Source organism: Pseudomonas sp. D2002 (genome assembly GCF_013385735.1).
GTDB lineage: Bacteria > Pseudomonadota > Gammaproteobacteria > Pseudomonadales > Pseudomonadaceae > Aquipseudomonas.
Window position 1 is genome coordinate 280,166 of record NZ_JACAPL010000015.1, and the last position, 23,540, is coordinate 303,705.

Here is a 23,540-nt window from a genome sequence, read left to right on the forward strand (position 1 = left end):
CATTCGCGAGCAAGCCCGCTCCCACATTCGATCTTCAGCGTTCTCACCTCGGCGGAAAGAGACTGATGTATTCACTTGAAGACCTGCTGCACCTGATGAACCGCCTGCGCGATCCCCAATACGGGTGCCCGTGGGACATCAAGCAAACCTACGCCACCATCGTCCCGCACACCCTGGAAGAAGCCTACGAAGTCGCCGACGCCATCGAGCGCGGTGACTTCGATCACCTGCAAGGTGAGCTCGGCGACCTGCTGTTTCAGGTGGTGTATTACAGCCAGCTGGCGCGGGAAGAAGGGCGCTTCGAATTTGCCGGGGTGGTCGACAGCATCACCCGCAAGCTGATCCGTCGCCATCCCCACGTGTTCCCTACCGGCGATCTTTACGCGCCGCTGGATATCCCGCAGTTGAGCGAAGAGCAGGTCAAGGCGCGCTGGGAGCAGATCAAGGCTGAAGAGCGTGCGGAAAAGTCCGAGGCGCCTCAGCAATTATCCCTGCTGGATGATGTGCCCATGGCCTTGCCATCGCTGTCGCGCGCCGCCAAATTGCAAAAGCGCGCCAGCCAGGTCGGCTTCGACTGGCCGGCCGCCTTGCCGGTAGTGGATAACGTGCGCGAAGAACTGGATGAAGTACTCGAAGCCATGGCCGATAACGACTCGGTGGCCATCGCCGATGAAGTCGGTGACCTGCTGTTTGCGGCGGTCAACCTGGCCCGTCATCTCAAGGTTGACCCGGAAGCCGCGCTGCGTGGCGCCAATGCCAAGTTCGAACGACGTTTCCGATTTATCGAACAGGCATTGCGCGACACGCACCAATCCATAGAAGATTGCACCCTCGAAACGTTGGACGCCCTGTGGGGCGAAGCCAAACGTCAGGAAAAGAATGTGTCCAGCTGCGGTTGAGCAGTTGCCTAAGTGAGTAAGCACCATGAGCCTTTCCCTTCGCGACCAGTTGCTCAAAGCAGGTCTGGTTAACCAAAAGCAGGCCAAGCAGGTCGGCAAAGAGAAGCAGAAGCAGCAGCGCCTGGTCCATAAAGGCCAGGCCGAAGTTGATGACACCCAGGCGCGTTTGGCTGCCGAGGCGCACGCCGAGAAGGTCAAGCGCGATCAGGAGCTGAACCGCCAGCAGCAGGAAAAAGCCGAGGCCAAGGCCCGTACGGCCCAGGTCAAACAATTGATCGAGACCTCGCGCCTGCCCAAGCTGACGACCGAGGACTACTACAACTTTGTCGACGACAAGAAGGTCAAGCGCCTGTCGGTCAACACCTTGATGCGCAACAAACTGAGCAACGGCTCCCTGGCGATCGTGCATCACGGTGGCAGCTACGAAGTCATCCCGCGTGAAGCGGCGCTGAAGATCCAGGAACGTGCGCCGGAGCGTATCGTGCAGCTCAACATCCTGACTGAAAGCCAAGTGCCGGATGAGGATGATCCGTACGCTGCCTACCAGATCCCGGATGATCTGATGTGGTAAGGCTCTAGAAACAGTAGCGAGGCAAGCAGGCTTGCCCTAATGCCGTTCAGTTAAGCGCAAAACTCCTGTGGGAGCGGGCTTGCCCGCGAAAGCGGTGGGTCAGTCAATATCAATGCTTGCTGGGCCGACGTCTTCGCGGGCAAGCCCGCTCCCACATTTGATCTTCGCTGCTTTAAGCATTGCGTTTGCTTAAATGAACGGCATTAAGGTTTGCCCTGCGTTGGGGGGGCGAAGCCCCCCCAAAAATAACAAACCCCGCTCAAAAGGCGGGGTTTGTGTTTTAACCAGTAGCGTCAGCCGATCACCAATCCACTGCGTAACTCAGGCTGAAGGTACGACCTTCGGCATTCGGGTACGGCGCACGCGCGTTGGCCTGGGCGAACATGTTCTGGTAGTTGCGGTTGGTGAGGTTGTACACCGCACCTTCGAGGCGACCTACCGGCAACCTTACCGAACCCAACAGGTCGGCCAGCGTGTAGCCTTTGATGTCGCGGCCGTTGTTGTCTTTGAACGCGGCGTCATAGTCAGCCAGGCGCATGCCTTGCAGGCGCAGGCTATAGTCGCCACGGTCGTAGCCGACAAAGGCGGTGGTCTTGGCAGGTGAGATACGTGTGGCCGGCAGGTCGATCCATTTGCCGTTCTGCTGGGTCTCGCCTTTGGCGTACGCGTAAGTACCGCCTACCGACCATTGATCGGTGAAGTTGTACGTCAGGCTGGTTTCAATGCCGCGCACACGCTCTTTCTGATTGATCAGGCGCAGTACCCGGTCATTGGCGTCATAGAACTGGGTGACGTCCGAAGTGTTTTCATACGCCGTGACGTTGGCCAGCCACTTGTCCCAATTGCCACGCCAGCCCAGCTCGTAGCTGTCGACCTTCAGCGCCTGGGCATTCAGGTTTTGAATGTCGTACTTGCTGTTCACGTCACGCAGGAAGCGCTGGATATCCGGCAGGGAAAAGCCCTGGCTGAAGTTGACGAACACATCCTGGTTTTCGCTCAGGTGATACACAGCACCGAGGTTATAGAGGGTGTCATCGTACTTGAGCGTGCCGCCCGGCAGTGTCGCGCGATTGCCGGTCTGGACGATCTCGCCATAAGCGATGCTGTCGGAAACCTCGCTCTGGATCCACTCGCGGCGTACGCCGCCACGCAGGGTCCAGTCACCAATGTCGTAGGACAATTGGCCAAAGATGGCCTTGGTGGCGGTGGCGATGTCCGGGCCCATTTCGAACGTGGTGCCGGTCTTGGTGTAGGTCAGGCCGTTGACGCGGTATTGGTCGCCGCGCTGGCGTGAGGTTTCATGGTCATAGTCGGCACCCCAGACCAGGTTGCCGGTGGCCGGGCCGATGTCCGGCATTTGCGTATCGATCGCCGCGCGCAGGCCGTAGACATCCTGCACGCTGTTGTTGTCGGATATCCCGGCGCGGCCACGCGACAGATCCGGGAAGAACAACGCGTCGGCACGCCGCCAGTAACTTTCGACCTGCAGGCCCTGGCCGTAGAAATCCTTGTCGGTGTAGTTAAGGTTGACCGCCTGGTTGTGGGTGAAGGGTTGGTCGTCCAGGTCCAGGCCTTTGACTGCGACGGCGGTACCGGCGTTACGTGGGTCCTTGGTGTAACGCGTGTCTTGTTCGTCTTTGTAGTCTTGCAGCGACAGGCTGATCTTCTTGTCGTCATCCAGCTCGTAGCCGAAGCGACCTTGCAGGTCATAGGTGTCGGTGTCCATGTTGCTGCCCTGGGACGTGTCCTGGGGAATGCGTTTTCCGTTGCCGTCGAACTGATCGTTGCGTTGCACGTAGTTGCCCGAAAGGTACCAGTCCACAGGGCCTTGACGGCCCGTTGCGCTCTGGAAGCCCTCGTAGGAGAACCCTTTGTGGCTGAAATTGTTGCCGGCGGTCATGCCGATTTTGCTGCTGAAGGCCAGGTCTTCACCTTTGTTGCGCTTGGTGATGATGTTGATGATGCCGCCTGACGCACCTGCACCGTAGACACTGCTCGCGCCGGAGATAACCTCGATACGCTCGATGCTTTCCGGTGCCACGCTGTTGAGCTGGCGGAAGTTGTCGCGCGTGGCGTTCTGGGACACGCCATCGATCAGGATCAGCGTGTTGCGCCCGCGAAGCGTCTGGCCGAAGTTGCTCATGCCACCACTGGAGGGCGCAATACCCGGCACCAATTGCCCGAGGATATCCGCAACCCGGCGTCCCGCACCTGTCTGCTGGCGGATCTGGTCTTCGCTGATGACCTGCACAGAGCCTGGAATCCCCGCAATGCTGGTTTCATTGCGCGTGGCCGAGACCACGGTCGCCTGCAGTTGCAGGTTGTTGGGGGCTGCCTGGGTTTCTTCAGCCTGATCGGCCCAGGCTGGGCCGCTCATGGATCCGAGCAGGGGCAGCAGGACTGCCAGTTGCGATTTGTTCATGACCTTGCCTTTCAGTTATTAGAAGTATTGACAGAAAAACCGGATGTCTCGGGTGTTCGGGTGAACGAACGGATGGCGCGGATACCCACGGCGGCCAAGGCATACGTGAGTGCCACCAGCCAGAAGCTGTGCGCCAGGCCCACCATTGCCATGCCGATACCGCCCATCAAGGCGCCGCACAGCGCGCCGGCTTTGGCGGCGCTGTTGCCCATGCCCAGGGCGAAACCTTGCTGGCTGGGCGCAACGGTATTGGCGATCAACGTGTAGGCGACGGGCAGCAAAGCGCCTTGCCACACGCCCCACAGCAACCGGCTGGCAAGGAAGCCCAGCCATTCGTTGGCCATCGCCGTGAACGCAAGCGTTAAGGCGCAGGCCCACGTGACCCATTCGATGATGCGTAGCGTGTGGGCCGGTTGATGTCGGTCAAACAGCCGGCCCCAAAGCGGCGCGGACAGTGCCAGCGTGAGTGCGCTGGCGGCGTAGCTGGCGCCGATCAACCAGGCGGGTGCCTGGAGCACATCGGCGACGTACAAGGCGTAAAACGGCTGGGGCATCATCTTGGCGGCCTGAATCAATACGATGATCCCCAGCATTGCGCCAAGCCAGCCTTTGGGCAGTGCGGCAGGCGCGCAGGTGCGGGTTGGCCGCGAGCGCGGTGCATCGCTGGGCAGGAACACGCTGAGCACTGCGCAGCCCAGGCACACGGCAGTGGCGCTGTAGCACAGCAGGGCGAAGCCCGAGACATCCATCAGCCAGCCGCCCAACACCGGCCCCGCCAGTGACCCCACGGCGGTTGCCGATTGCAGCCGAGCCAGAATATGCCCGCGCCCGCCATCACCACAGCAGGCCAGTGCATAGGCTTGGGCCGCCGCGATGAAGCCGGCCAGCGCACCTTGCGCCACTCGGATCACCACCAGCAGCCACGGATCGTAGGTGACAGCGGCCAGCGCCTGGCATACCGCCAACGCCAGCAGCGCGCGAATGATCATCGGCTTGTGACCGGTACGGTCGCCCAGGCGCCCCCACATTGGCGTCAGGATCATCGCTGCCATCATCGGCCCGGCGTACACCAGCGAAGACAGCAGGCCGGTGTACTGGGCGTTGGCCGCGCCCAGCAACTTCTGGATCTGCAACGGCCAGAAGGGGCCGCTCATTTCCATGGCCCCCATCGACACCAGTTGAATCACCACCAGCAGCCGCAGCGCGGTGGGGTTAGCTGCCATCGGCGGCGGCACTCAGCGGGTTGGGCAGGCGCCCGACGATATCGGCATGGCTTTCCAGCAGGCGCATGCGCATGAACGACTTGGCGGGCCAGTCCTGCTCCAGCAGCGCTTCGCGCTCGGTTGCCCAACGCTGGGGTTCGACCTGGCTGCGCAAGTCGTCGAAACACTGGCTGACCTGGGCCGACAGTTCATCCCAAAGCAACGCCTGGGGGATGTCGAAGTGGCGGGCACTGAGCAATACCAGCTCGCCCAGGTGGCACATGAATACCGTGTGCAGCAGCTTGTCACGTACAAAGCCCGCGTCGTCGTACAGGGTCATCCTGGGGTCGTGCAGTTCGATGTCCAGGCCGTGGGCGTGCAAGGTTTTGCGGTCGATGCGGATATCACCGAAGTCACGCAATAACAGGCGGCTCAGTTGCCCGTCTGCGGCCATGACCATGAAGGAGTTCTGCTGGTGGGCCTCGAAGGCAACGCCATAGCGCAGGTACATGCCCAACAGTGCCGGAACGGCAATCGCGGCATAGTCGCGAAAGAACGCCAGCATGGCATCAGCGTCGTCCTGGCCTTTGCTCAGGCGCACCCATTGCCTCAGCAGCGGCTGGCCGTGCTGGTCGAGTGCAAACAGACTGCCGACGGGTACCGCCATTTCGCCCGGTTGGAGCAGGCTCTGGGGATTGTCGCGGTAGAGAACCGCCAAGTGGCGGGCGTGTTCATCGTTGGCCGGTTGAGGCTTGAAGTGCACGCCGATCCGCTCGGGGACGATGCTGAGGATTTGCGCAATGGCAGGCTCGCGCTCAAGGATCGTCAGCAGCAAGTGGCTGATCCGCGGGCCCATGCGCGCCGAGCGTGGCGAAACCGTGCGCTGCACACTGGTCAAGCGCAGTGAGACCGGGAGTTTGACCATCGGCGCGTCGCAGCTGCCTTCAGGCAGGACAGTCCTGAACGACATGGTCGGGTGGGCGGTAAATGCGACGATATCGGTCAGCACCAGCAGCTTGTCACCGATTTCGTTGGCGAACAGTTGGGGTAATTCCTGACGGGCCTGCCAAGGGTGCGCTGGCAGCGGCAGGTAGTCACCCGCTTCAAGACCCTGTGCTGCAAGCGTTGCAGTCAATTGCCGGGCAGCCTGTGGAAAGTGCTGTTGCCACCACTGCCAGTAATCTGCGGTATCGGCCAATACTTCGATATGCGCGTATTGGCGATGCAGCGCGCAAAGCAACACCGGGAAGCGTGCTTCGAACTCCGGTGAAAAGTCGATCACCTGGTCGGTGGCCAAGCCCAGCTTGGTCTTGTAGTTGGGGTGCCATGGGTGGCCCAGCGTGCCCCATTGTTCAAGCACGGACGTGGCGTTGGTCACGCTTGCATCGTGCTTGAGATGGCTCAACAGATTGTGCTGGTGGGCCGGGTCCATGGCCGCGTGCAGCTTGAGCGTCCACTGCTCGTGAAAGGCCAGGCACAGCGTGTCGTTGACGAAGCTGTCATCAATTTCGGTGTTGAGACGGCTCAGGACCTCAAGGTCGGCCGATGATTCGAGGCTGCTGTTAAGCAAGGTCAGCAGTTGCGAGGGGAATTGAATCTTCTGCTCGGGCTGGCCATCACGCACCAGCATGACCTGGCCACGCAGGTCCCAACTGGCCATACGGCCGGGGCGCAAGTGATCGAAGCGCAGGCGGGTGTGGTCAGGCAGCGCCAGCCAGCAGTGGCCGCGTTCGTCATAGGTGCGCGTGTCGGGGTTCAGCAGGCCTTCACGAAACAGTGCCTGGATCAGGCGTTGGAAACTGCGCTCGGCGGCGGGCGCCAGGGTGTTGATCAGGGAATCAAGGGTGATGTGATTGGCCACAAATTGCGGAGTGGCAAGAGCTTCACCCCAGCGCTCAAGCAGTGATTTTTCCGGCGTGCTGTTGTGTCCATGCATCAAGTCGAATTCCTTATCCGTGGTCCTGGGTGAAAAGCGCGCGAATGGTATCGAGAACTATTACCAAATGTCTATTTTTTGTTACGCTTTTTGCACAAACGAATATTCGGGCAGGGTGGAAGGCGTGACTTACCTACGAATAAAGTGATCAATCAGGCGCGCAGACAAGGCCTGGAAGCGTCTGGAACAGGCTAGTTCAGGGGGCTGGGAATGGCTTGTAGTACGCGGACGGGTGCTTTGTAAGATGTGTCTTCTTTGCTACGAGGGCGCAAATGCAGAGGATAATCGCTGCTGATGAAACGCAAAAAACCCGCTCAATGGGCGGGTTTTTTGTGTAGGCGGCCCGGCTGCGTGGGGCCGGGCGTCTACGCGATATCAGAGTTTCAGGAGCTTTGTGCCTGACGTTTCATCTCTAGAGATTCGAGCTCGTTTTTATAATTGTGGGCTTCGCTCTCGTCGTGAAACATGCCGACCAGTTGGTCTTGTTGATGGACATCCCAGATGTGAATCCCATGGCCCAGTGCTTCGTGAGACATGTGTGCATCGTCGCGTTCAGTTACTTTTACAGTCATCTGCTTGCTCCAATCTCTGGTTGATCTGCGGCAAGTCGTCGCAGGCCTCTTTTATATGTTTTGTTAGTTTGCTAAGTAAACTGGTTTTGCACGCAACAATTCATTGCGCAAAACGCAACATTGCTGCAGGCCCCGTAAACCGCGACATTGCGTCGCAGGGTGCTGAGTTTTATGACAAAAGTTTCATGTTTGAGGCAGGCATTTATCTTGTGTTGACCCTGCCGGCGCCTTCGCGAGCAAGCCCGCTCCCACATTCGACCGCATACTCATGTTGGAACTCGGTCAGTGTGGGAGCGGGCTTGCTCGCGAAGGCGCCAGGGGCTTCAGATAAAAATCAGCAGGCGAAAAAAAGCCCCGCATTCAGCGAGGCTCCTTTTGTGCCCATCAGCCTGTCAGCTACCTTTGACAGCCTTGCCGTCAACGGTGCCGTCCAGCAGCATGATGTTGTATTCCTTGCCGTCGGTTTCTACCTGGCGCAGGGCAACCAGGATGCCGCCCCAGTCCTTGGCGAACCACATCTGGGTGATGCGCTTGCTCTGCGACGGGTCGCGCACGCGCTCAACCTTGATCGCGTCAATGGTGCCGGCTTTGGTCTGGACCTTTTCCGGGCCGATCACGCGGAAATCGTAGGTGTCGACGTCGGTGCCTTCGACTACGCGGTAGCTCATGCTTTTCTTGCCGGCGGCGACGTCGCGCTGCAGGGCAAGCTGATAAGTCGACTTGTCGAGCATGCCGCTTTCAAGGGTAACGTTGACCGGGTCCTTGTTTTCGAAGCCGGTGACCTTGTTGGTCGCATGGTCGAAATCGAGGTTGATCTTCTTTGCCTTGCCCAGGCCGCCGCGCTCGAAGGTGTAGCTTTTCGGTTGCAGGGCGTCCTTGTCGAAACTGATCACGCTGGTTTCGGTGAGGCTGGCGATCATCATGGAAGCCTTGAAATTCAGGGTCCAGGAGCCATTGTCATTCTTGGTCAGGCTGCGCTCGGCCGAACCACTCATGGGCAACTGTTTCCAGTCGGCGGTGTAGCTGGCGGAGAAAGGGTGAAGGTCTGCTGCTTGCACGGCTGGCAAGGCGAACAGCGCAAAAGCGAAGAGCAAGGCGCGACGCATAAAATCTCCTAGGTTCGAATCAAGTGGCCGCTGGCCGCGAGTAGCTGACCGTCCAATAATGCACCCTGTTCACCAAGAATCAATCGCCCCTCGGCAAACCAGCGAACAGCCAGCGGGTAAATCCTGTGTTCCTGGGTATGAACCCGTTGCGCAAGCGTCTGCGCTGAGTCCGCAGACTCTACCGGAACTACTGCCTGTACGACCAGAGGCCCGCCATCGAGTTCCTCGGTGACGAAGTGCACACTGCAGCCGTGCTCTGTGTCGCCGGCCTCGAGGGCGCGTTGGTGCGTATGTAACCCTTTGTATTTTGGCAGCAGGGAAGGGTGGATATTGAGCAGGCGCCCTTGGTAATGCCGAACGAAATCAGCGCTCAGAATGCGCATGAAACCGGCAAGGACCACGAGTTTGGGGTTGAAGGCGTCGATCAGTTCGATCAAGGCGCTATCGAAGGCCTCGCGGCCCTCGAAAGCCTTGTGATCCAGGGAGCGGGTATCGATACCTGCGTCCCTGGCGCGTTGCAGGCCGTAGGCGTCGCTGCGGTTGGAGATCACCGCAGCGATGCGCACCGGGCTGTCGCCGGTACGCGTGCTGTCGATCAGGGCCTGCAAGTTACTGCCGGTGCCGGAGAGCAGCACCACGACATCACAGGTCTGAAGCATCAGTGAGCCTTGAGGTTCTTCAGTTCAACCTGAGCCGCGCCTTCTGGAGCGGTGGCGATCTGGCCGATGACCCAAGGCTGCTCGCCGGCTTCACGCAGTACGTTCAGCGCGGTTTCAACGTGCTCTTGCGCCACGCAGATGACCATGCCCACGCCGCAGTTCAGCACGCGGTGCATTTCGGTCTCGTTGACGTTGCCTTTCTCTTGCAGCCAATCGAATACGGCAGGGCGAGTCCAGCTGGCCACGTCGACGATCGCCTGGGCGCCTTTAGGCAGCACGCGCGGGATGTTGTCCAGCAGGCCGCCGCCAGTGATGTGGGCCATGGCTTTGACGGCGCCGGTGTCTTTGATCAGCTTGAGCAGTGGCTTGACGTAGATGCGCGTCGGGGCCATCAGCAGGTCGGTCAGCGGCTTGCCGTCGAGCTGGGTGTTCTCGATGTCGGCGCCGGACACTTCGATGATCTTGCGGATCAGCGAGTAACCGTTGGAGTGCGGGCCGGACGATGGCAGGGCGAGCAGGGCGTCACCGGCAGCGACTTTGGAGCCGTCGATGATTTCGGATTTTTCGACAACGCCGACGCAGAAACCGGCCAGGTCGTAGTCTTCGCCTTCGTACATGCCTGGCATTTCAGCGGTTTCGCCGCCGACCAGGGAGCAACCCGACAGTTCGCAGCCGGCGCCAATGCCGGTCACGACTTGGGTCGCGGTCTCGACGTTGAGCTTGCCGGTGGCGTAGTAGTCGAGGAAGAACAGCGGCTCGGCACCGCACACCACCAGGTCATTGACGCACATGGCAACCAGGTCGATGCCGATGCTGTCGTGCTTGTTCAGGTTCAAGGCCAGGCGCAGCTTGGTGCCCACGCCGTCGGTGCCGGAAACCAGCACAGGCTGCTTGTAGCCGGCCGGGATTTCGCAGAGGGCGCCAAAACCGCCCAGGCCGCCCATGACTTCGGGGCGCGCAGTGCGCTTGGCGACGCTCTTGATGCGTTCGACCAATGCTTCACCGGCGTCGATGTCTACACCGGCGTCCTTGTAGCTCAGGGAGGGTTGCTTGCTCATGATCCAGGCCTTTAGGGGGGATTTCTGGGTAACGACCGAGCGGCAGGCGCTTTGGATAAAAGGCCCAGCCGTTGACGGTCTGCGAAGGCGCGCGATTTTATCAGGCTTGAGAGGCAGCGGCCATCCTCGGGCCGACGGGCAGGGCTATATAGGTTAAAAAAGCCGGTTAAAAAAATGCTAATCGGCTCTGCCTTGGTGCGTATTAAGGTATAGCCTTTAACCCGCTATCGTTATGACAGTACAAAAACTTGCCGAGACCCGTGAATGTTTTACCGGCCGCTGTGGTCACAGCCATGCCAAGCCGAGTTCACGCGGTCTGTTCCAGCCGCTAAATTTGTCGTTCGGGAATCTTTCATGCGTCTGTGTAAAATCTTCTTTGTAGGCTGCTTGTCGTTGGTCAGCCTGGCGAGTCATGCCGAAACCCTCAATGGCCTCTATCAAGTGCTTGAACCGGTCAGCAGCCAGTCGCCCCAGGAGCGCGACCAGGCCACCCAGCGCGCGGTGCAAACCCTGGTGATCCGCCTGACCGGTGATGCCAAGGCCGCCGACGGCCCGGGCCTGGCGGCGATTCGCAAAGACCCGCAGCAAATCATCAGCCAGTACGGCTACGACGCCGGCCCGCCGGAAAGCCTGCAAGTGGACTTCGACCCGGTCAGCACCGATCGCGCCCTGCGTGAAGCAGGGCTGTCGATCTGGGGCAGCAATCGGCCGTCGATTCTCGGCTGGTGGCTGAACGACTCCACCGAAGGCAGCAGCCTGGTCGGTGATGGTCAGGCAATTGCCGGCGCCCTGCGTCGCGCGGCGCAACACCGTGGCCTGCCATTGCGCTTGCCGCTGGGCGACCTGGATGAGCAAGTTGTCGCTACTGCACCGAATCTCGAAAGTGCCGACGCCACGCCACTGCGCGCGGCCTCCGAGCGCTACGGCGCCGACGCGTTGCTCGCCGTACACGCGCGCCAGGAAGGGAATCAATGGCAGGCCAAATGGCGCCTGTGGTTGGGCGACAAAAGTGAGCAGGGCACTGCCCAAGGTGCCGACACCGCCGCCGTGGCCGATGCCGTGTTGCTGGCCGTCAGCCAAAAGCTGGCGCCACGCTTCGCCGTCAAGCCGGGCGTGAGCAGCGAGCAATTGCTTGAAGTGCAGGGCATGACCCTGGAGCGCTATGCCGCGCTGGGTCATTTGCTCGAACCCTTTGGTGGCCAGCCGCAGCTCGTGGATGGCAGCCGCATTGTGTATCGCGTCAACGGCAGTGCCGATCAGTTGCGTACCCAGTTGAGCCTGGCCAAGTTGCATGAAGTGCCGGCAGGTGAAGCACCTGTCCAGCAGCCAGTGGTGGATGGTACGCAGCCGGCCGCTGCACCTGAGCCGCAGGCGCAACTGCGTTTTCGTTGGTAAAAGTTCTTCCTATATAGATAGAAGCAAATAATGGAGTGGTTTATGGCGGATACGCGTCGTTGGGTGTGGCTTGGCGGGATTGTCCTGCTGTGCGTTTTTGTGTTCTTGCTGCATTCGATCCTCACGCCGTTCCTGGTTGCGTTACTGCTGGCCTATCTGTTCGATCCCGTGGTGGATCGCCTGGAGAAAGCTGGCCTGTCGCGCACCCTGGGCGTGGTGGCGGTATTTGCGCTGTTCACGTTGATCATCACCGCGCTGGTGCTGGTGTTGGTGCCCATGCTCGCCAAGCAGTTGGTTCGCTTGTATGAGCTGGCGCCGCAGATGCTTGACTGGTTGCAGCACACGGCAATGCCGTGGGCTCAGGCCAAGTTGGGGCTGGCGGACGGTTTCTGGAAGTTCGACAAGGTCAAGGCGGCCATCAGTGAACACATGGGGCAGACCACCGATATCGTCGGTGTTGTGCTCAGCCAGGCCACGGCCTCCAGCCTGGCGCTGATCGGCTGGTTGACCAATCTGGTGCTGATCCCGGTAGTGGCGTTCTACCTGCTGCGTGACTGGGACATCATGATGGCCAAGATCCGTAGCCTGCTGCCGCGTAACAGTGAGGAGCGCATCGTCTCCCTGGCGGAAGAGTGCCATGAGGTGCTCGGCGCGTTTGTTCGCGGTCAGCTTCTGGTGATGTTGGCGCTCGGGATCATCTACGCGGCCGGCCTGATGGCTATCGGCCTGGAACTGGGCCTGTTGATCGGTTTGATCGCCGGTCTGGCCGCAATCGTGCCGTACATGGGCTTCGTGATCGGGATTGGTGCCGCACTGGTCGCCGGGCTGTTTCAGTTCGGTGGCGATCTGTACCCGATGCTGGGGATTGTTGCGGTGTTTATGGTCGGCCAGGCCCTGGAAGGCATGGTGCTGACGCCGTTGCTGGTGGGGGACCGGATTGGTCTGCACCCGGTCGCGGTAATCTTCGCGATCCTGGCAGGCGGCGAGCTGTTTGGTTTTACGGGCATCCTGCTGGCCCTGCCGGTAGCGGCGGTGATCATGGTGCTGGTGCGCCATGTGCACGATCTGTACAAGGATTCAGATGTGTATACCGGGGTTGAAGACCCCGACCTGTAACCGCTTCGTCACAAACCCGGCCTAGGCCGGGTTTGTTGTTTCTGCAGGCGGGGTGTCAAACAATTTGCGCAAATCGACCCAAGTTAACGCAAACCTTTGATTTTGCTTGTGGCCTGCTGCATTGTGCGCCCGGCGTCACGGGTATAAACTTTGCAAACTTTACACAGAGGCCACTAACGGTTCGTTTGGAGCCGTTCAGTCAGCATGAAACCGATTCAGCTGCCCTTGGGTGTGCGTCTGCGTGACGACGCCACCTTTATCAATTACTACCCAGGCGCCAATGCCGCTGCACTCGGCTATGTCGAGCGGCTCTGCGAAGCCGACGCCGGGTGGACTGAAAGCCTGATCTATCTGTGGGGCAAGCACGGCGTGGGGCGCACCCACCTGTTGCAGGCCGCGTGCCTGCGCTTCGAACAGATGGGTGAGCCGGCGGTTTACCTGCCGCTGGCTGAATTGATGGACCGTGGCATCGGCATCTTCGACCACCTGGAACAATACGAGCTGGTCTGCCTGGACGATCTGCAGGCGATTGCCGGCAAGGCTGATTGGGAAGAAGCGCTGTTTCACCTGTTCAACCGTTTGCGCGACAGCGGCCGACGCTTGCTGATTGCCGCATCGACCTCGCCGCGTGAATTGCCGGTGAAGCTGGCCGACCTCAAGTCGCGCCTGACCCTGGCGCTGATCTTCCAGATGCGCCCATTGTCCGATGAAGACAAACTGCGCGCCCTGCAACTGCGTGCGTCCCGTCGCGGCCTGCACCTCACCGATGAAGTCGGGCACTTTATTCTCACCCGTGGCACCCGCAGCATGAGCGCGTTGTTCGATTTGCTCGAACAGCTCGATCAGGCCTCGTTGCAGGCTCAGCGCAAGCTCACCATCCCGTTTCTCAAGGAAACCCTCGGCTGGTAGCCAGGCCTTGTATTGCGTGGCTTTCGGCAAATTTCAGGCGCCAGAAAACCTGCGTTTGGGCCGGTTTGGCCACGCAACGGGCAGGTATTGGGTGTTAAGGGCTTAGATGTCATCGTTCAAACAAGAAGTCACATAGATCACGATTGAATTTGCAAATCGATGTGATATTGGGCATAGTCTCGACTTCTTTACATATCAGCCACGGTCGTGCCCATGCTAAATCGCTTCGCACCCCTCGTGCCTCTCGCACTCGTTACCCTGTTGTTTGGTTGCGCCACCCACACTCAAAACGTGGCTGAGCAGCAAAAACCAGCACAACAGTCCCAGGCAAAATTCGTTGCATCACAGTCTTCCACTGTTTATGAGGAAGAGGTGGCAACCGAGAAGGAACTGGCCGACTTCGCCGGCAGCAAGCCTTACCAGCTTCCAGTTCTGGCCGACAGCATCCTCGAACGCGGCATGTCCCTGATCGGTACTCGTTACCGTTTTGGCGGCACCTCTGAAGCCGGTTTCGACTGCAGCGGCTTCATCGGCTACCTGTTTCGCGAAGAAGCCGGCATGAATTTGCCTCGCTCGACCCGCGAAATGATCAACGTGGATGCACCGTTGGTCGCACGCAACAACCTCAAGCCCGGTGATCTGCTTTTCTTTAGTACGGCTGGCCGTGGTCGCGTAAGCCACGCCGGTATCTACTTGGGCGATAACCAGTTTATCCACTCCAGCAGCCGCCGCAGTGGTGGTGTTCGAGTCGACAACCTGGGCGACAGCTACTGGAGCAAAACCTTCATCGAAGCCAAGCGCGCACTCGCCATGGCCCCGACTACGGTTACCGCCAGCAAGTAAAGTTAAAGTGATACTTGAAGTTTGACGTGTAAGCGCTAGAATCCCTGGACATTGTTGTAATCCGTTCGCGCGAGCTTTGCTTGCGCGTTCTGGTTTTCAGCGTTCGGCAGCGAAAGCCGCATCCAGACCAGGATTGTTCTGCCCATGTCGACCTCAGCCCGCCTCATTCTGCTTGTTTGCGCCGCGCTCCTCAGCGCCTGCGCAAGCCGTCCACCGCCGCCTGCGCCCGTCGCCGTCAAGCCTAAGCCGGTGTTCAATTATTCCACCCAAAGTTTCTCGCCTGCGGCCGAAGACGTGCTCTTCCGTGCGCTGGGCCTGGTCGGCACGCCTTATCGATGGGGCGGCAACACGCCGGACTCGGGCTTTGACTGCAGTGGCTTGATTGGTTTTGTCTACCGTGACGCGGCGGGCATCTCTTTGCCGCGCACCACCCGTGAACTGATCGTGATGCGTGCCCAGGACGTCAGCGAAGCGAACCTGCAGACCGGTGACTTGCTGTTCTTCGCCACCGGCGGCGGTTCACAGGTCAGCCACGCGGGGATCTACGTGGGCGAAGGCCGCTTTGTGCATGCGCCGCAAACCGGCGGCACAGTGAAGCTGGATACGCTGTCCAAGGCCTATTGGCAGAATGCCTACTTGAGCGCCAAGCGCGTGCTGCCAGCAAACCTGGCGCGCAACCCTTAGGGCTCAGCAGAAATAAGAATGTGGGAGCTGGGCGTTTGTGGGAGCCGGGCTTACCCGCGATGCAGGCACCTCGGTCTTCAAATTGGACCGAGGTGATGCAATCGCAGGCAAGCCAGCTCCCACAACAGCCAGCTCCCACATTGGTTTGTGGTGTATTCGAGATCGGCTATTTGGCGGCCGACACCCGCCACACCTTATTCCCCACATCATCGGCCACCAGCAAATCCCCCTGCTGATCAATCACCACGCCCACTGGCCGGCCCATGGCTTTCTCGTCTTTGTCGAGGAACCCGGTCAGCACATCCACCGGCTGGCCTTTAGGCTGGCCACCCTCGAATGGCACGAAGATCACCTTGTAGCCACTGTGCGGCTTGCGGTTCCACGAACCGTGCTGGCCGATAAACGCTCCATTGCTGAACTGCGCCGGGAGTTTGCTGCCTTCGGCAAAGGTCAGGCCCAGCGATGCGGTGTGCGGCCCCACCGCGTAGTCCGGAGCGATGGCCTTGGCGACCAGGTCCGGGTTTTGCGGGGAAACGCGTACATCCACGTGCTGCCCGTAGTAACTGAACGGCCAGCCATAGAAGGCCCCATCCTTGACCGAGGTGATGTAGTCCGGCACCAGGTCGCTGCCGATCTCGTCGCGCTCATTCACCGCCGTCCACAGCTTGCCACTCTGCGGTTCCCAGGCCATGCCGTTAGGGTTGCGCAGGCCTGAGGCAAAAATGCGGTGCTGGCCGGTGGCGCGGTCGACTTCCCAGATCGCCGCGCGACCTTCTTCCGCCGCCAGGCCGTTCTCGCCGACGTTGCTGTTGGAACCGACGCTCACATACAACTTGCTGCCGTCCTTGCTGGCCACCACGTTTTTGGTCCAGTGGTGGTTGATGCTGCCGCCCGGCAAGTCGACCACCGTGGTGCCGGCTGCCTTGATTGCGGTTTCGCCCGGCTGATAAGGGAAGCGCAACAGCTTGTCCGAATCCGCCACATACAGGTCATTGCCGACCAGCGTCATGCCGAACGGCGAGTTGAGGTTCTCCAGGAACACGGTACGGGTTTCGGCTACACCATCGTGATCGGCATCACGCAGCAGGGTGATACGGTTCGGGCTCGGCACGGCGGCGCCGGCGCGGCCCATGACTTTCTCCATGACCCAGCCACGAATGCCCTTGGCATCATCCGGCTTGGGCGGCGCGTTGGTTTCCGCCACCAGCACATCACCGTTGGGCAATACATACAGCCAGCGCGGGTGGTCCAGGCCTTCAGCAAACGCCGCGACCTGGGTGCCGGAGGCCGCTGTCGGCTTCGCGCCGTCAGGCCAGCCGATTGCCGGGGCGATGTTCACAGTGGGGATCAGGGTTTTGTTCGGCTCCGGCAGTTTGGGCGAAGGCCCGGTGCCGTCGGAGACCTGCAAGGTAGAGCTTTCGCCGCAGGCGGCGAGGGTGCCTGCGAGCATGATCAGTAAGGCGAGTCTGGTTTTATGCATGGTTTTCTCCTTAATACCTGTAAGGGTAGAGAAGCGCGGCAGTCGGATGGTTCAAGTGCAAGGCCAGCTTTAATTGACGCTCCACCCCCAACCCACTAACCTTCGCGGCTTGTTCCAGGTGCTCTGTGGTCGTGTGCCGACAGAGTGAAACAGGGAAGCCGGTGAGCGAGCGCACTTGTACACAGTGCTGCCGCGATTCCGGCGCTGCCCCCGCAACGGTAAATGAGTCAAGACGGTGCCTTTTGCCACTGTATCCACGTGATATGGGAAGGCGCGCCGTCGGCCTGTTTTCGATGAAGAGAACGCCACTCATGAGTCCGGAGACCGGCCTGGATCATCCAACAGCATCACGGTGGGCGATGCTTGGCTGTCTGTTTTTTCTTTTTCCTGCCCGCCGTTTTTGTCCAGCCCCAACGGAGAGCTGCCATGACTGATTCCCCCGACCGCGACGAACGCCACCTGGCGCGCATGCTGCGCAAAAAAGCCGTGATCGACGAGCGCATCGCCAACTCCCCGAACGAATGCGGCTTGCTGCTGGTATTGACCGGCAACGGCAAAGGCAAAAGCAGCTCGGCGTTTGGCATGCTTGCCCGCGCCATGGGCCACGGCATGCAATGCGGCGTGGTGCAGTTCATCAAGGGGCGTAACAGCACCGGCGAGGAATTGTTCTTCCGCCGCTTTCCCGAGCAAGTGCGCTTCCATGTGATGGGCGAAGGCTTTACCTGGGAAACCCAGGACCGCCAGCGCGACATCGCCGCCGCCGAAGCCGCCTGGGCGGTGTCCCGCGCGCTGCTGCAAGACCCCTCCATTGGCCTGGTGGTCCTGGATGAGCTGAACATCGCCCTCAAGCACGGTTACCTCGACCTCGACCAAGTACTCAGCGACCTGCAAGCCCGCCCGCCGATGCAGCACGTGGTGGTCACCGGCCGTGGCGCCAAGCCCGAGCTGATCGAAATGGGCGACACCGTCACCGAAATGGGCATGCTCAAGCACGCATTCCAGGCCGGTATCAAGGCACAGAAGGGCGTCGAACTTTGAATCAGCCCCGTCATTGCCCGGCCGTACTGATCGCCGCTCCGGCGTCCGGCCAGGGCAAAACCACCGTCACCGCCGCGTTGGCGCGTCTGCACCGCAACCTGGGGCGCAAGGTGCGCGTGTTCAAATGCGGGCCGGACTTCCTCGACCCGATGATTCACGAACGCGCCAGCGGTGCGCCGGTGTATCAGTTGGACATGTGGATGGTCGGCGAGCAGGAAAGTCGGCGTTTGCTATGGGAAGCGGCGGGCGAGGCCGACCTGATCCTGATCGAGGGCGTGATGGGCCTGTTCGACGGCACGCCCTCCAGCGCCGACCTGGCGCGGCACTTCGGCGTGCCGGTACTCGGCGTCATCGACGGCACCGCCATGGCCCAGACCTTTGGTGCGCTGGCGTTGGGCCTGGCGCGCTACCAGCCGGACCTGCCGTTCGCCGGCGTGCTGGCCAACCGCGTCGGCACCTTGCGGCATGCGCAACTGCTGGAAGGCAGCCTCACCGAAGGCCTGCGCTGGTATGGCGCGCTGTCGCGTGAAACCGGGATCGAGCTGCCCAGCCGCCACCTGGGCCTGGTGCAAGCCAGCGAATTGAATGACCTCGACGTGCGCCTGGACGCCGCCGCCCAAGCCCTGGGCAGCAGTTGCGAAGTCGCCTTGCCGCCGCCGGTAACCTTCGCCGCGCCGGAAGTGATCGAAGCCGAGCCGTTGTTGGCAGGCGTGCGCATTGCCGTGGCCCGCGACGAAGCCTTCGCCTTCACCTATGGCGCCAGCCTCGACCTGCTTCGGGCGATGGGCGCCGAGTTGCACTTCTTCTCGCCGATCCACGATCGCGCATTGCCTGACGCCGACAGCCTCTATTTGCCCGGAGGTTACCCGGAACTGCATCACCAGGCGCTGTCGGAAAATACCCCGATGCTCAACGCTATCCGCGCGCACCACGCGGCGGGCAAACCGTTGCTCGCCGAATGTGGCGGCATGCTCTACCTGCTGGACTCGCTCACCGATGTCGACGGCATCCGCGCCGAGCTGGTCGGCCTGCTGCAGGGCGATGCGGTGATGCAAAAGAAACTCGCGGCGCTGGCCCTGCAAAGTGTCGAGTTGCCGGAAGGCGTGCTGCGCGGGCACACCTATCACCATTCCCTGACCAGCACCGAGTGGCAGCCGATTGCCCGTGGGCTTAGCCCTAACGGCGGGCGCGGTGCTGAGGCGGTTTACCGACAGGGGCGGATGACGGCTTCCTACGTGCACTTTTACTTTCCCTCCAACCCTACGGCGGTGGCTGCTTTGTTTGCGCCGAGCCTTGAGAGTGCTATCGCAGGCAAGCCAGCTCCCACATCGACAGCGTTCGCAAATCAAAATGTGGGAGCGGCGGTGCGACGATTCGACTTGCCCGCCAACAAGCCATGACAGACAACGCCTTCCCCCAAGCCGAACGCGACGCCGTCTACCGCGCCATCGCCGAACGCCGCGACATGCGCCACTTCACCGGCGGCACTGTCGCCCCCGAGTTGCTGCAACGCCTGCTCCAGGCCGCGCACCAGGCGCCCAGCGTCGGCTTGATGCAGCCCTGGCGGTTTATCCGCATCAGCGACCGAAACCTGCGCGGCCAAATCCAGCAATTGGTGGAAGAAGAGCGTGTACGCACCGCTGAAGCCCTGGGCGAGCGCTCCGATGAGTTCATGAAGCTCAAGGTCGAAGGCATCCACGACTGCGCCGAGGTGCTGGTCGCCGCGCTGATGGATGATCGCGAGCGCCATATTTTTGGCCGCCGCACCTTGCCGGAAATGGACATGGCGTCGCTGTCCTGTGCGATCCAGAATCTGTGGCTGGCCGCCCGCGTCGAGGGTGTTGGGATGGGCTGGGTTTCGCTGTTCGAACCGCAAGCCCTGGCCGACCTGCTGGGCTTGCCGCCCGGCGCAAAACCCCTGGCTGTGTTATGCCTCGGGCCGGTGGCGGAGTTCTACTCGGCACCGATGTTGCAACTCGAAGGCTGGACCGAACCACGGCCGCTGAGTGACATGCTGTATGAGAATGTGTGGGGAGTGAGTCAATGAGTGTGGCCTTGCTGTGTGTCGCTGCGGTGGCGCTGGATGCGCTGTTGGGCGAGCCCAGGCGCTGGCATCCGCTGGTGGCGTTCGGCAATTTTGCCGGGCGCATCGAGCAACGCTTCAACACGGGCGGGCGCGGTTGGCGCAGCCACGGCGTGACCGCGTGGTTTATCGCGGTGGTGCCGCTGACCCTGCTGGCGACTGCACTGTCATGGGCGCCGTATATCGGCTGGGTGCTGGAGATTCTGGCGCTGTACCTGGCGTTGGGCATGCGCAGTCTCGGCGAGCATGTGATTCCGGTCGCCCAAGCCCTGCGTGGCGATGATCTGGATGAGGCACGCAAACGCGTGAGTTACCTGGTCAGCCGCCAGACCAGCGAGCTGGACCGCACCGAAGTTGCGCGCGCGGCGACCGAGTCGGTATTGGAGAACGGCAGCGACGCCGTATTTGCCGCCATTTTCTGGTTTGTCGTCGCCGGTGTGCCGGCCGTGGTGCTTTACCGCCTGAGCAACACCCTCGACGCCATGTGGGGCTATCGCAACGAGCGCTTCGAGCGCTTTGGCTGGGCGGCGGCAAAAATCGACGATGTACTCAACTACATTCCTGCACGCCTGGTGGCATTGACCTACGCCGTGCTCGGCAAAACTCGCCTGGCGCTTAAATGCTGGCGCACCCAGGGCCCGACATGGGATAGCCCCAACGCCGGGCCGGTAATGGCGGCGGGTGCGGGCGCATTGGGCGTTGAACTGGGCGGCGCGGCGATCTATCACGGTGAGCTGCATCAGCGCCCGCAACTGGGCGAAGGCCCGGCGGCAGACGCCGACGCCATCGACCGTGGCTGGCAACTGGTGCAGCGCGGCGTATGGTTATGGCTGTTGATCCTCTGCGCGGGGGCGCAATTTTATGCTTGAGCACGGTGGCCGGCTGCGTAAGGCCGTGATTCAGTACGGGATTGCCGAGGCGGACTGGCTTGATTTGTCCAGTGGCCTCGCGCCCTGGCCGTGGCCGATCCCCGAGATCCCGCTGCGGGCCTGGGCGCGGTTGCCGGAAACCGATGACGGCCTGGAAAAGGCCGCCAGCGAGTACTACGGCGCCGCCCACGTATTGCCGGTGGCGGGTTCCCAGGCGGCAATTCAATTGCTGCCGCGCCTGCGCCGCTCCGGCAAGGTCGGCGTGTTGTCGCCGTGTTATGCCGAACACGCCGAAGCCTGGCGCCGCGCCGGTTACGTGGTGCGCGAAGTGCAGGAGCAGGAAGTCGACTTCTTTCTCGACGGCCTCGACGTGCTGGTGGTGGTCAATCCAAACAACCCCACCGGTTTGAGTCTGAGCCCGCAACGCCTGCTGGACTGGCACGCGCGGCTGGCCCAGCGCGGCGGCTGGCTGGTGGTGGACGAAGCGTTTATGGACGTGACGCCGCAATTGAGCCTGGCCAGCCAGGCCCATCAAGTCGGCCTGATTGTGTTGCGCTCGTTCGGCAAATTCTTTGGCCTGGCCGGCGTGCGCCTGGGCTTTGTGCTGGCGGAACGCAAGCTGCTCAAGTTGCTCGCCGAACAGCTCGGCCCTTGGGCGGTCAGTGGGCCGACGCGGGTGCTTGGCCAAGTGTGCCTGCGCGATACGGCGGGGCATGTGCAACAACGAGAGCGTTGTATCGAAGCCGGCCAGCGCTTGTTTGACCTGCTTGAGCGCCATGGTTTTCAGCCTCACGGTGGCTGCGCGTTGTTCCAGTGGCTGATCACGCCGCACGCCGAGCGCATGCACGAATTCATGGCCCAGCGCGGCATCCTGCTGCGCCTGTTTATTCACGACAGCAGCCTGCGCTTTGGCCTGCCCGACACGGAGGCGGATTGGTTGCGCCTCGATCAAGCCCTGGCCGCCTATAAGGAAGCCGCATGAGTACGCTGATGGTGCAAGGCACCACCTCCGATGCGGGCAAAAGCACCCTGGTGACTGCGTTGTGCCGCTGGCTGGTGCGCCAGGGCATCGCCGTAGTGCCATTCAAACCGCAGAACATGGCGCTCAACAGCGCCGTCACCGCTGAAGGCGGCGAGATCGGCCGCGCCCAGGCGGTGCAGGCTCAGGCCGCCAACCTGGCACCGCACACCGACATGAACCCGGTGCTGCTCAAGCCCAACAGTGACACCGGTTCCCAGGTGATCATCCACGGCCGTGCCGTCACCAGCATGAACGCCGTGGCCTATCACGACTACAAAGCCATCGCGATGCACGCGGTGCTGGCCTCCCACGCGCGTTTGAGCGCGGCCTACCCGGTGGTGATGGTGGAAGGTGCGGGCTCCCCGGCGGAGATCAACCTGCGCGCCAACGACATCGCCAATATGGGCTTCGCCGAGGCGGTGGATTGCCCGGTGCTGCTGATCGCCGATATCAATCGTGGTGGTGTGTTTGCCCATCTGGTCGGCACCCTCGAATTGCTGTCGCCGACGGAGCAGGCGCGGGTCAAGGGGTTCATCATCAACCGGTTTCGCGGCGATATCGCCTTGCTGCAGCCAGGGCTCGATTGGCTGGAAGCGCGCACCGGCAAACCGGTGGTCGGCGTGTTGCCCTATGTGATGGACCTGCACCTGGAGGCCGAAGACGGCATCGACCAGCGCCAGATCGACAAGGCCGCGCAAGTGCTCAAGGTGGTGGTGCCGGTGTTGCCGCGCATCAGCAACCACACGGATTTCGACCCCCTGCGCCTGCATCCGCAGGTCGACCTGCAGTTTGTCGGGCCCGGCCAGGCGATTCCTGCCGCTGACCTGATCATTCTGCCGGGCTCAAAAAGTGTACGCAGTGATTTGGCCTACCTGCGCGCCAACGGCTGGGACACGGCAGTGGCCCGGCACTTGCGCTATGGCGGCAAGGTACTGGGGATTTGCGGCGGGTTGCAGATGCTCGGTGAACACGTGCACGACCCGCTCGGGCTGGAAGGGCCTGCCGGGTCGAGTGAAGGCTTGGGCTTGCTGGCGTTCAGTACGACGCTGGAACAAGAGAAGCAGTTGCGCAATGTGCGTGGGCGCTTGTTGCTCGAGGACGCGGAGGTCAGCGGCTATGAAATCCATGCGGGTGTGACCTCCGGCAATGCCTTGTCGCGTGCCGCCGTGCTGCTCGATGACGGGCGCAGTGACGGCGCCCAGAGTGAAGACGGCCAGATTCTTGGCACGTATCTGCATGGCTTGTTTGAAACGCCGGCGGCGTGCAGTGCGTTGCTGCGCTGGGCTGGGTTGCAGGAGGTGCAAGAGGTGGATTACCACGCCCTGCGCGAGCGCGATATCGAGCGGTTGGCGGACCTTGTGGAGAACCATCTGGACACCGATTTGCTGCGTAAGCTGTGCGGGATCTGACGGTGTATATCCGATTTCTCTGTGGGAGCTGGCTTGCCTGCGATGGCGGCCTGCCAGCCAACCGCTATTCAACTGATACACCACGTCCTAAATGTGGGAGCGGGCTTGCTCGCGAAGGCGGTGGGGCGGTGTACATATCCATTCCTTGGGTAACGGCCACTTATGGTTCCGCTCTTACAGCGGCTCACTTTTTGAGGGACCAAAAAGTAAGCAAAAAGTCCTCGCCCCACCACTCGGCACCTCGCCCAGGCTCGGTGTGCCCGAACGC

Annotated in this window: 21 protein-coding genes and 1 riboswitch; of the genes, 13 read left to right on the forward strand and 8 right to left on the reverse strand. The window is 61.3% G+C overall.

Translation table 11 applies throughout. The features are described from left to right. The first annotated feature begins 65 nt into the window (after positions 1–65). Together mazG and HX783_RS26395 are read left to right on the forward strand one after the other, a co-directional pair. Complete coding sequence (gene mazG / locus HX783_RS26390; protein ID WP_159958730.1) at positions 66–899, forward strand: nucleoside triphosphate pyrophosphohydrolase; 834 nt, start codon at positions 66–68, stop codon at positions 897–899. A gap of 25 nt (positions 900–924) precedes the next feature. After that, the gene (locus HX783_RS26395; protein WP_003230516.1) at positions 925–1,470 is read left to right on the forward strand and encodes a DUF2058 domain-containing protein; all 546 of its coding nucleotides are present in this window, start codon (positions 925–927) and stop codon (positions 1,468–1,470) included. Positions 1,471–1,771: 301 nt separating this feature from the next. Here the strand turns inward: HX783_RS26395 and HX783_RS26400 are convergent, their stop codons facing one another. The 7 genes from HX783_RS26400 to purM all read right to left on the reverse strand — a co-directional run bounded on the left by HX783_RS26400 (position 1,772) and on the right by purM (position 10,425). After that, on the reverse strand, positions 1,772–3,892 hold the full coding sequence (locus HX783_RS26400) for a TonB-dependent receptor (protein ID WP_177018812.1): 2,121 nt from the start codon (positions 3,890–3,892) through the stop codon (positions 1,772–1,774). Positions 3,893–3,903: 11 nt separating this feature from the next. Next, positions 3,904–5,115 (reverse strand): MFS transporter, encoded by a 1,212-nt coding sequence (locus tag HX783_RS26405; RefSeq protein WP_177018813.1) that lies wholly within the window; start codon positions 5,113–5,115, stop codon positions 3,904–3,906. After that, positions 5,105–7,030, reverse strand: coding sequence for an IucA/IucC family siderophore biosynthesis protein (locus HX783_RS26410; RefSeq protein ID WP_177018814.1), 1,926 nt, complete (start codon positions 7,028–7,030; stop codon positions 5,105–5,107). Before HX783_RS26410 ends, HX783_RS26405 begins: the two co-directional genes overlap by 11 nt. 383 nt (positions 7,031–7,413) lie before the next feature. Continuing rightward, a complete protein-coding gene (locus HX783_RS26415) occupies positions 7,414–7,602 on the reverse strand; it encodes a hypothetical protein (RefSeq protein WP_159958720.1) in 189 nt (62 codons plus the stop codon). 392 nt (positions 7,603–7,994) lie between these two features. After that, on the reverse strand, positions 7,995–8,708 hold the full coding sequence (locus tag HX783_RS26420; protein ID WP_159958718.1) for a DUF3108 domain-containing protein: 714 nt from the start codon (positions 8,706–8,708) through the stop codon (positions 7,995–7,997). Positions 8,709–8,716: 8 nt separating this feature from the next. After that, complete coding sequence (gene purN / locus HX783_RS26425; RefSeq protein WP_177018815.1) at positions 8,717–9,367, reverse strand: phosphoribosylglycinamide formyltransferase; 651 nt, start codon at positions 9,365–9,367, stop codon at positions 8,717–8,719. Further along, positions 9,367–10,425 (reverse strand): phosphoribosylformylglycinamidine cyclo-ligase, encoded by a 1,059-nt coding sequence (gene purM / locus HX783_RS26430; protein WP_159958714.1) that lies wholly within the window; start codon positions 10,423–10,425, stop codon positions 9,367–9,369. The genes purN and purM overlap by 1 nt, the downstream gene beginning before the upstream one ends. 354 nt (positions 10,426–10,779) lie before the next feature. Here purM and HX783_RS26435 point away from each other — a divergent pair, with 354 nt between their 5' ends. The 5 genes from HX783_RS26435 (at position 10,780) to HX783_RS26455 (ending at position 15,372) form a co-directional block, all read left to right on the forward strand. Beyond that, positions 10,780–11,820, forward strand: a complete 1,041-nt coding sequence (locus HX783_RS26435) for a DUF2066 domain-containing protein (protein ID WP_177018816.1) — start codon at positions 10,780–10,782, stop codon at positions 11,818–11,820. 42 nt (positions 11,821–11,862) lie between these two features. Continuing rightward, positions 11,863–12,936 (forward strand): AI-2E family transporter, encoded by a 1,074-nt coding sequence (locus HX783_RS26440; RefSeq protein WP_159958710.1) that lies wholly within the window; start codon positions 11,863–11,865, stop codon positions 12,934–12,936. Positions 12,937–13,140: 204 nt separating this feature from the next. Continuing rightward, on the forward strand, positions 13,141–13,845 hold the full coding sequence (hda, locus tag HX783_RS26445) for a DnaA regulatory inactivator Hda (RefSeq protein ID WP_017134884.1): 705 nt from the start codon (positions 13,141–13,143) through the stop codon (positions 13,843–13,845). A 213-nt stretch (positions 13,846–14,058) separates the two neighbouring features. Then, positions 14,059–14,688, forward strand: coding sequence for a C40 family peptidase (locus HX783_RS26450; RefSeq protein WP_177018817.1), 630 nt, complete (start codon positions 14,059–14,061; stop codon positions 14,686–14,688). 144 nt (positions 14,689–14,832) lie between these two features. After that, a complete protein-coding gene (locus HX783_RS26455; RefSeq protein WP_159958706.1) occupies positions 14,833–15,372 on the forward strand; it encodes a C40 family peptidase in 540 nt (179 codons plus the stop codon). A gap of 166 nt (positions 15,373–15,538) precedes the next feature. On the opposite strand, the gene HX783_RS26460 is transcribed toward HX783_RS26455, so the two are convergent. Next, the gene (locus HX783_RS26460; RefSeq protein WP_177018818.1) at positions 15,539–16,852 is read right to left on the reverse strand and encodes a sorbosone dehydrogenase family protein; all 1,314 of its coding nucleotides are present in this window, start codon (positions 16,850–16,852) and stop codon (positions 15,539–15,541) included. 99 nt (positions 16,853–16,951) lie between these two features. Further along, positions 16,952–17,200: riboswitch (cobalamin riboswitch) on the forward strand. A gap of 78 nt (positions 17,201–17,278) precedes the next feature. On the opposite strand from HX783_RS26460, the gene cobO reads away from it, so the two are divergent. The 6 genes from cobO to HX783_RS26490 are packed head-to-tail and all read left to right on the forward strand — an operon-like array spanning position 17,279 to position 23,272. Next, positions 17,279–17,890, forward strand: a complete 612-nt coding sequence (cobO, locus tag HX783_RS26465) for a cob(I)yrinic acid a,c-diamide adenosyltransferase (RefSeq protein ID WP_177018819.1) — start codon at positions 17,279–17,281, stop codon at positions 17,888–17,890. After that, positions 17,887–19,290, forward strand: coding sequence for a cobyrinate a,c-diamide synthase (locus tag HX783_RS26470; RefSeq protein ID WP_177018820.1), 1,404 nt, complete (start codon positions 17,887–17,889; stop codon positions 19,288–19,290). Before cobO ends, HX783_RS26470 begins: the two co-directional genes overlap by 4 nt. Next, the gene (gene bluB, locus HX783_RS26475; protein WP_177018821.1) at positions 19,287–19,937 is read left to right on the forward strand and encodes a 5,6-dimethylbenzimidazole synthase; all 651 of its coding nucleotides are present in this window, start codon (positions 19,287–19,289) and stop codon (positions 19,935–19,937) included. The genes HX783_RS26470 and bluB overlap by 4 nt, the downstream gene beginning before the upstream one ends. Further along, positions 19,934–20,842: an adenosylcobinamide-phosphate synthase CbiB gene (cbiB, locus tag HX783_RS26480; RefSeq protein ID WP_177018822.1), complete on the forward strand. Its 909-nt coding sequence runs from the start codon at positions 19,934–19,936 to the stop codon at positions 20,840–20,842. The genes bluB and cbiB overlap by 4 nt, the downstream gene beginning before the upstream one ends. Further along, positions 20,835–21,824 (forward strand): threonine-phosphate decarboxylase CobD, encoded by a 990-nt coding sequence (gene cobD, locus HX783_RS26485; RefSeq protein WP_159958696.1) that lies wholly within the window; start codon positions 20,835–20,837, stop codon positions 21,822–21,824. Before cbiB ends, cobD begins: the two co-directional genes overlap by 8 nt. After that, positions 21,821–23,272, forward strand: coding sequence for a cobyric acid synthase (locus HX783_RS26490; RefSeq protein ID WP_177018823.1), 1,452 nt, complete (start codon positions 21,821–21,823; stop codon positions 23,270–23,272). Before cobD ends, HX783_RS26490 begins: the two co-directional genes overlap by 4 nt. Positions 23,273–23,540 lie beyond the last annotated feature (268 nt).

Excerpts from the sequence above, each read along its gene's own strand:
- mazG (WP_159958730.1), top strand. The coding sequence starts at position 66 with ATGTATTCACTTGAAGACCTGCTGCACCTGATGAACCGCCTGCGCGAT.
- HX783_RS26395 (WP_003230516.1), top strand. The coding sequence starts at position 925 with ATGAGCCTTTCCCTTCGCGACCAGTTGCTCAAAGCAGGTCTGGTTAAC.
- HX783_RS26400 (WP_177018812.1), bottom strand. The coding sequence starts at position 3,892 with ATGAACAAATCGCAACTGGCAGTCCTGCTGCCCCTGCTCGGATCCATG.
- HX783_RS26405 (WP_177018813.1), bottom strand. The coding sequence starts at position 5,115 with ATGGCAGCTAACCCCACCGCGCTGCGGCTGCTGGTGGTGATTCAACTG.
- HX783_RS26410 (WP_177018814.1), bottom strand. The coding sequence starts at position 7,030 with ATGCATGGACACAACAGCACGCCGGAAAAATCACTGCTTGAGCGCTGG.
- HX783_RS26415 (WP_159958720.1), bottom strand. The coding sequence starts at position 7,602 with ATGACTGTAAAAGTAACTGAACGCGACGATGCACACATGTCTCACGAA.
- HX783_RS26420 (WP_159958718.1), bottom strand. The coding sequence starts at position 8,708 with ATGCGTCGCGCCTTGCTCTTCGCTTTTGCGCTGTTCGCCTTGCCAGCC.
- purN (WP_177018815.1), bottom strand. The coding sequence starts at position 9,367 with ATGCTTCAGACCTGTGATGTCGTGGTGCTGCTCTCCGGCACCGGCAGT.
- purM (WP_159958714.1), bottom strand. The coding sequence starts at position 10,425 with ATGAGCAAGCAACCCTCCCTGAGCTACAAGGACGCCGGTGTAGACATC.
- HX783_RS26435 (WP_177018816.1), top strand. The coding sequence starts at position 10,780 with ATGCGTCTGTGTAAAATCTTCTTTGTAGGCTGCTTGTCGTTGGTCAGC.
- HX783_RS26440 (WP_159958710.1), top strand. The coding sequence starts at position 11,863 with ATGGCGGATACGCGTCGTTGGGTGTGGCTTGGCGGGATTGTCCTGCTG.
- hda (WP_017134884.1), top strand. The coding sequence starts at position 13,141 with ATGAAACCGATTCAGCTGCCCTTGGGTGTGCGTCTGCGTGACGACGCC.
- HX783_RS26450 (WP_177018817.1), top strand. The coding sequence starts at position 14,059 with ATGCTAAATCGCTTCGCACCCCTCGTGCCTCTCGCACTCGTTACCCTG.
- HX783_RS26455 (WP_159958706.1), top strand. The coding sequence starts at position 14,833 with ATGTCGACCTCAGCCCGCCTCATTCTGCTTGTTTGCGCCGCGCTCCTC.
- HX783_RS26460 (WP_177018818.1), bottom strand. The coding sequence starts at position 16,852 with ATGCATAAAACCAGACTCGCCTTACTGATCATGCTCGCAGGCACCCTC.
- cobO (WP_177018819.1), top strand. The coding sequence starts at position 17,279 with ATGACTGATTCCCCCGACCGCGACGAACGCCACCTGGCGCGCATGCTG.
- bluB (WP_177018821.1), top strand. The coding sequence starts at position 19,287 with ATGACAGACAACGCCTTCCCCCAAGCCGAACGCGACGCCGTCTACCGC.
- cbiB (WP_177018822.1), top strand. The coding sequence starts at position 19,934 with ATGAGTGTGGCCTTGCTGTGTGTCGCTGCGGTGGCGCTGGATGCGCTG.
- cobD (WP_159958696.1), top strand. The coding sequence starts at position 20,835 with ATGCTTGAGCACGGTGGCCGGCTGCGTAAGGCCGTGATTCAGTACGGG.
- HX783_RS26490 (WP_177018823.1), top strand. The coding sequence starts at position 21,821 with ATGAGTACGCTGATGGTGCAAGGCACCACCTCCGATGCGGGCAAAAGC.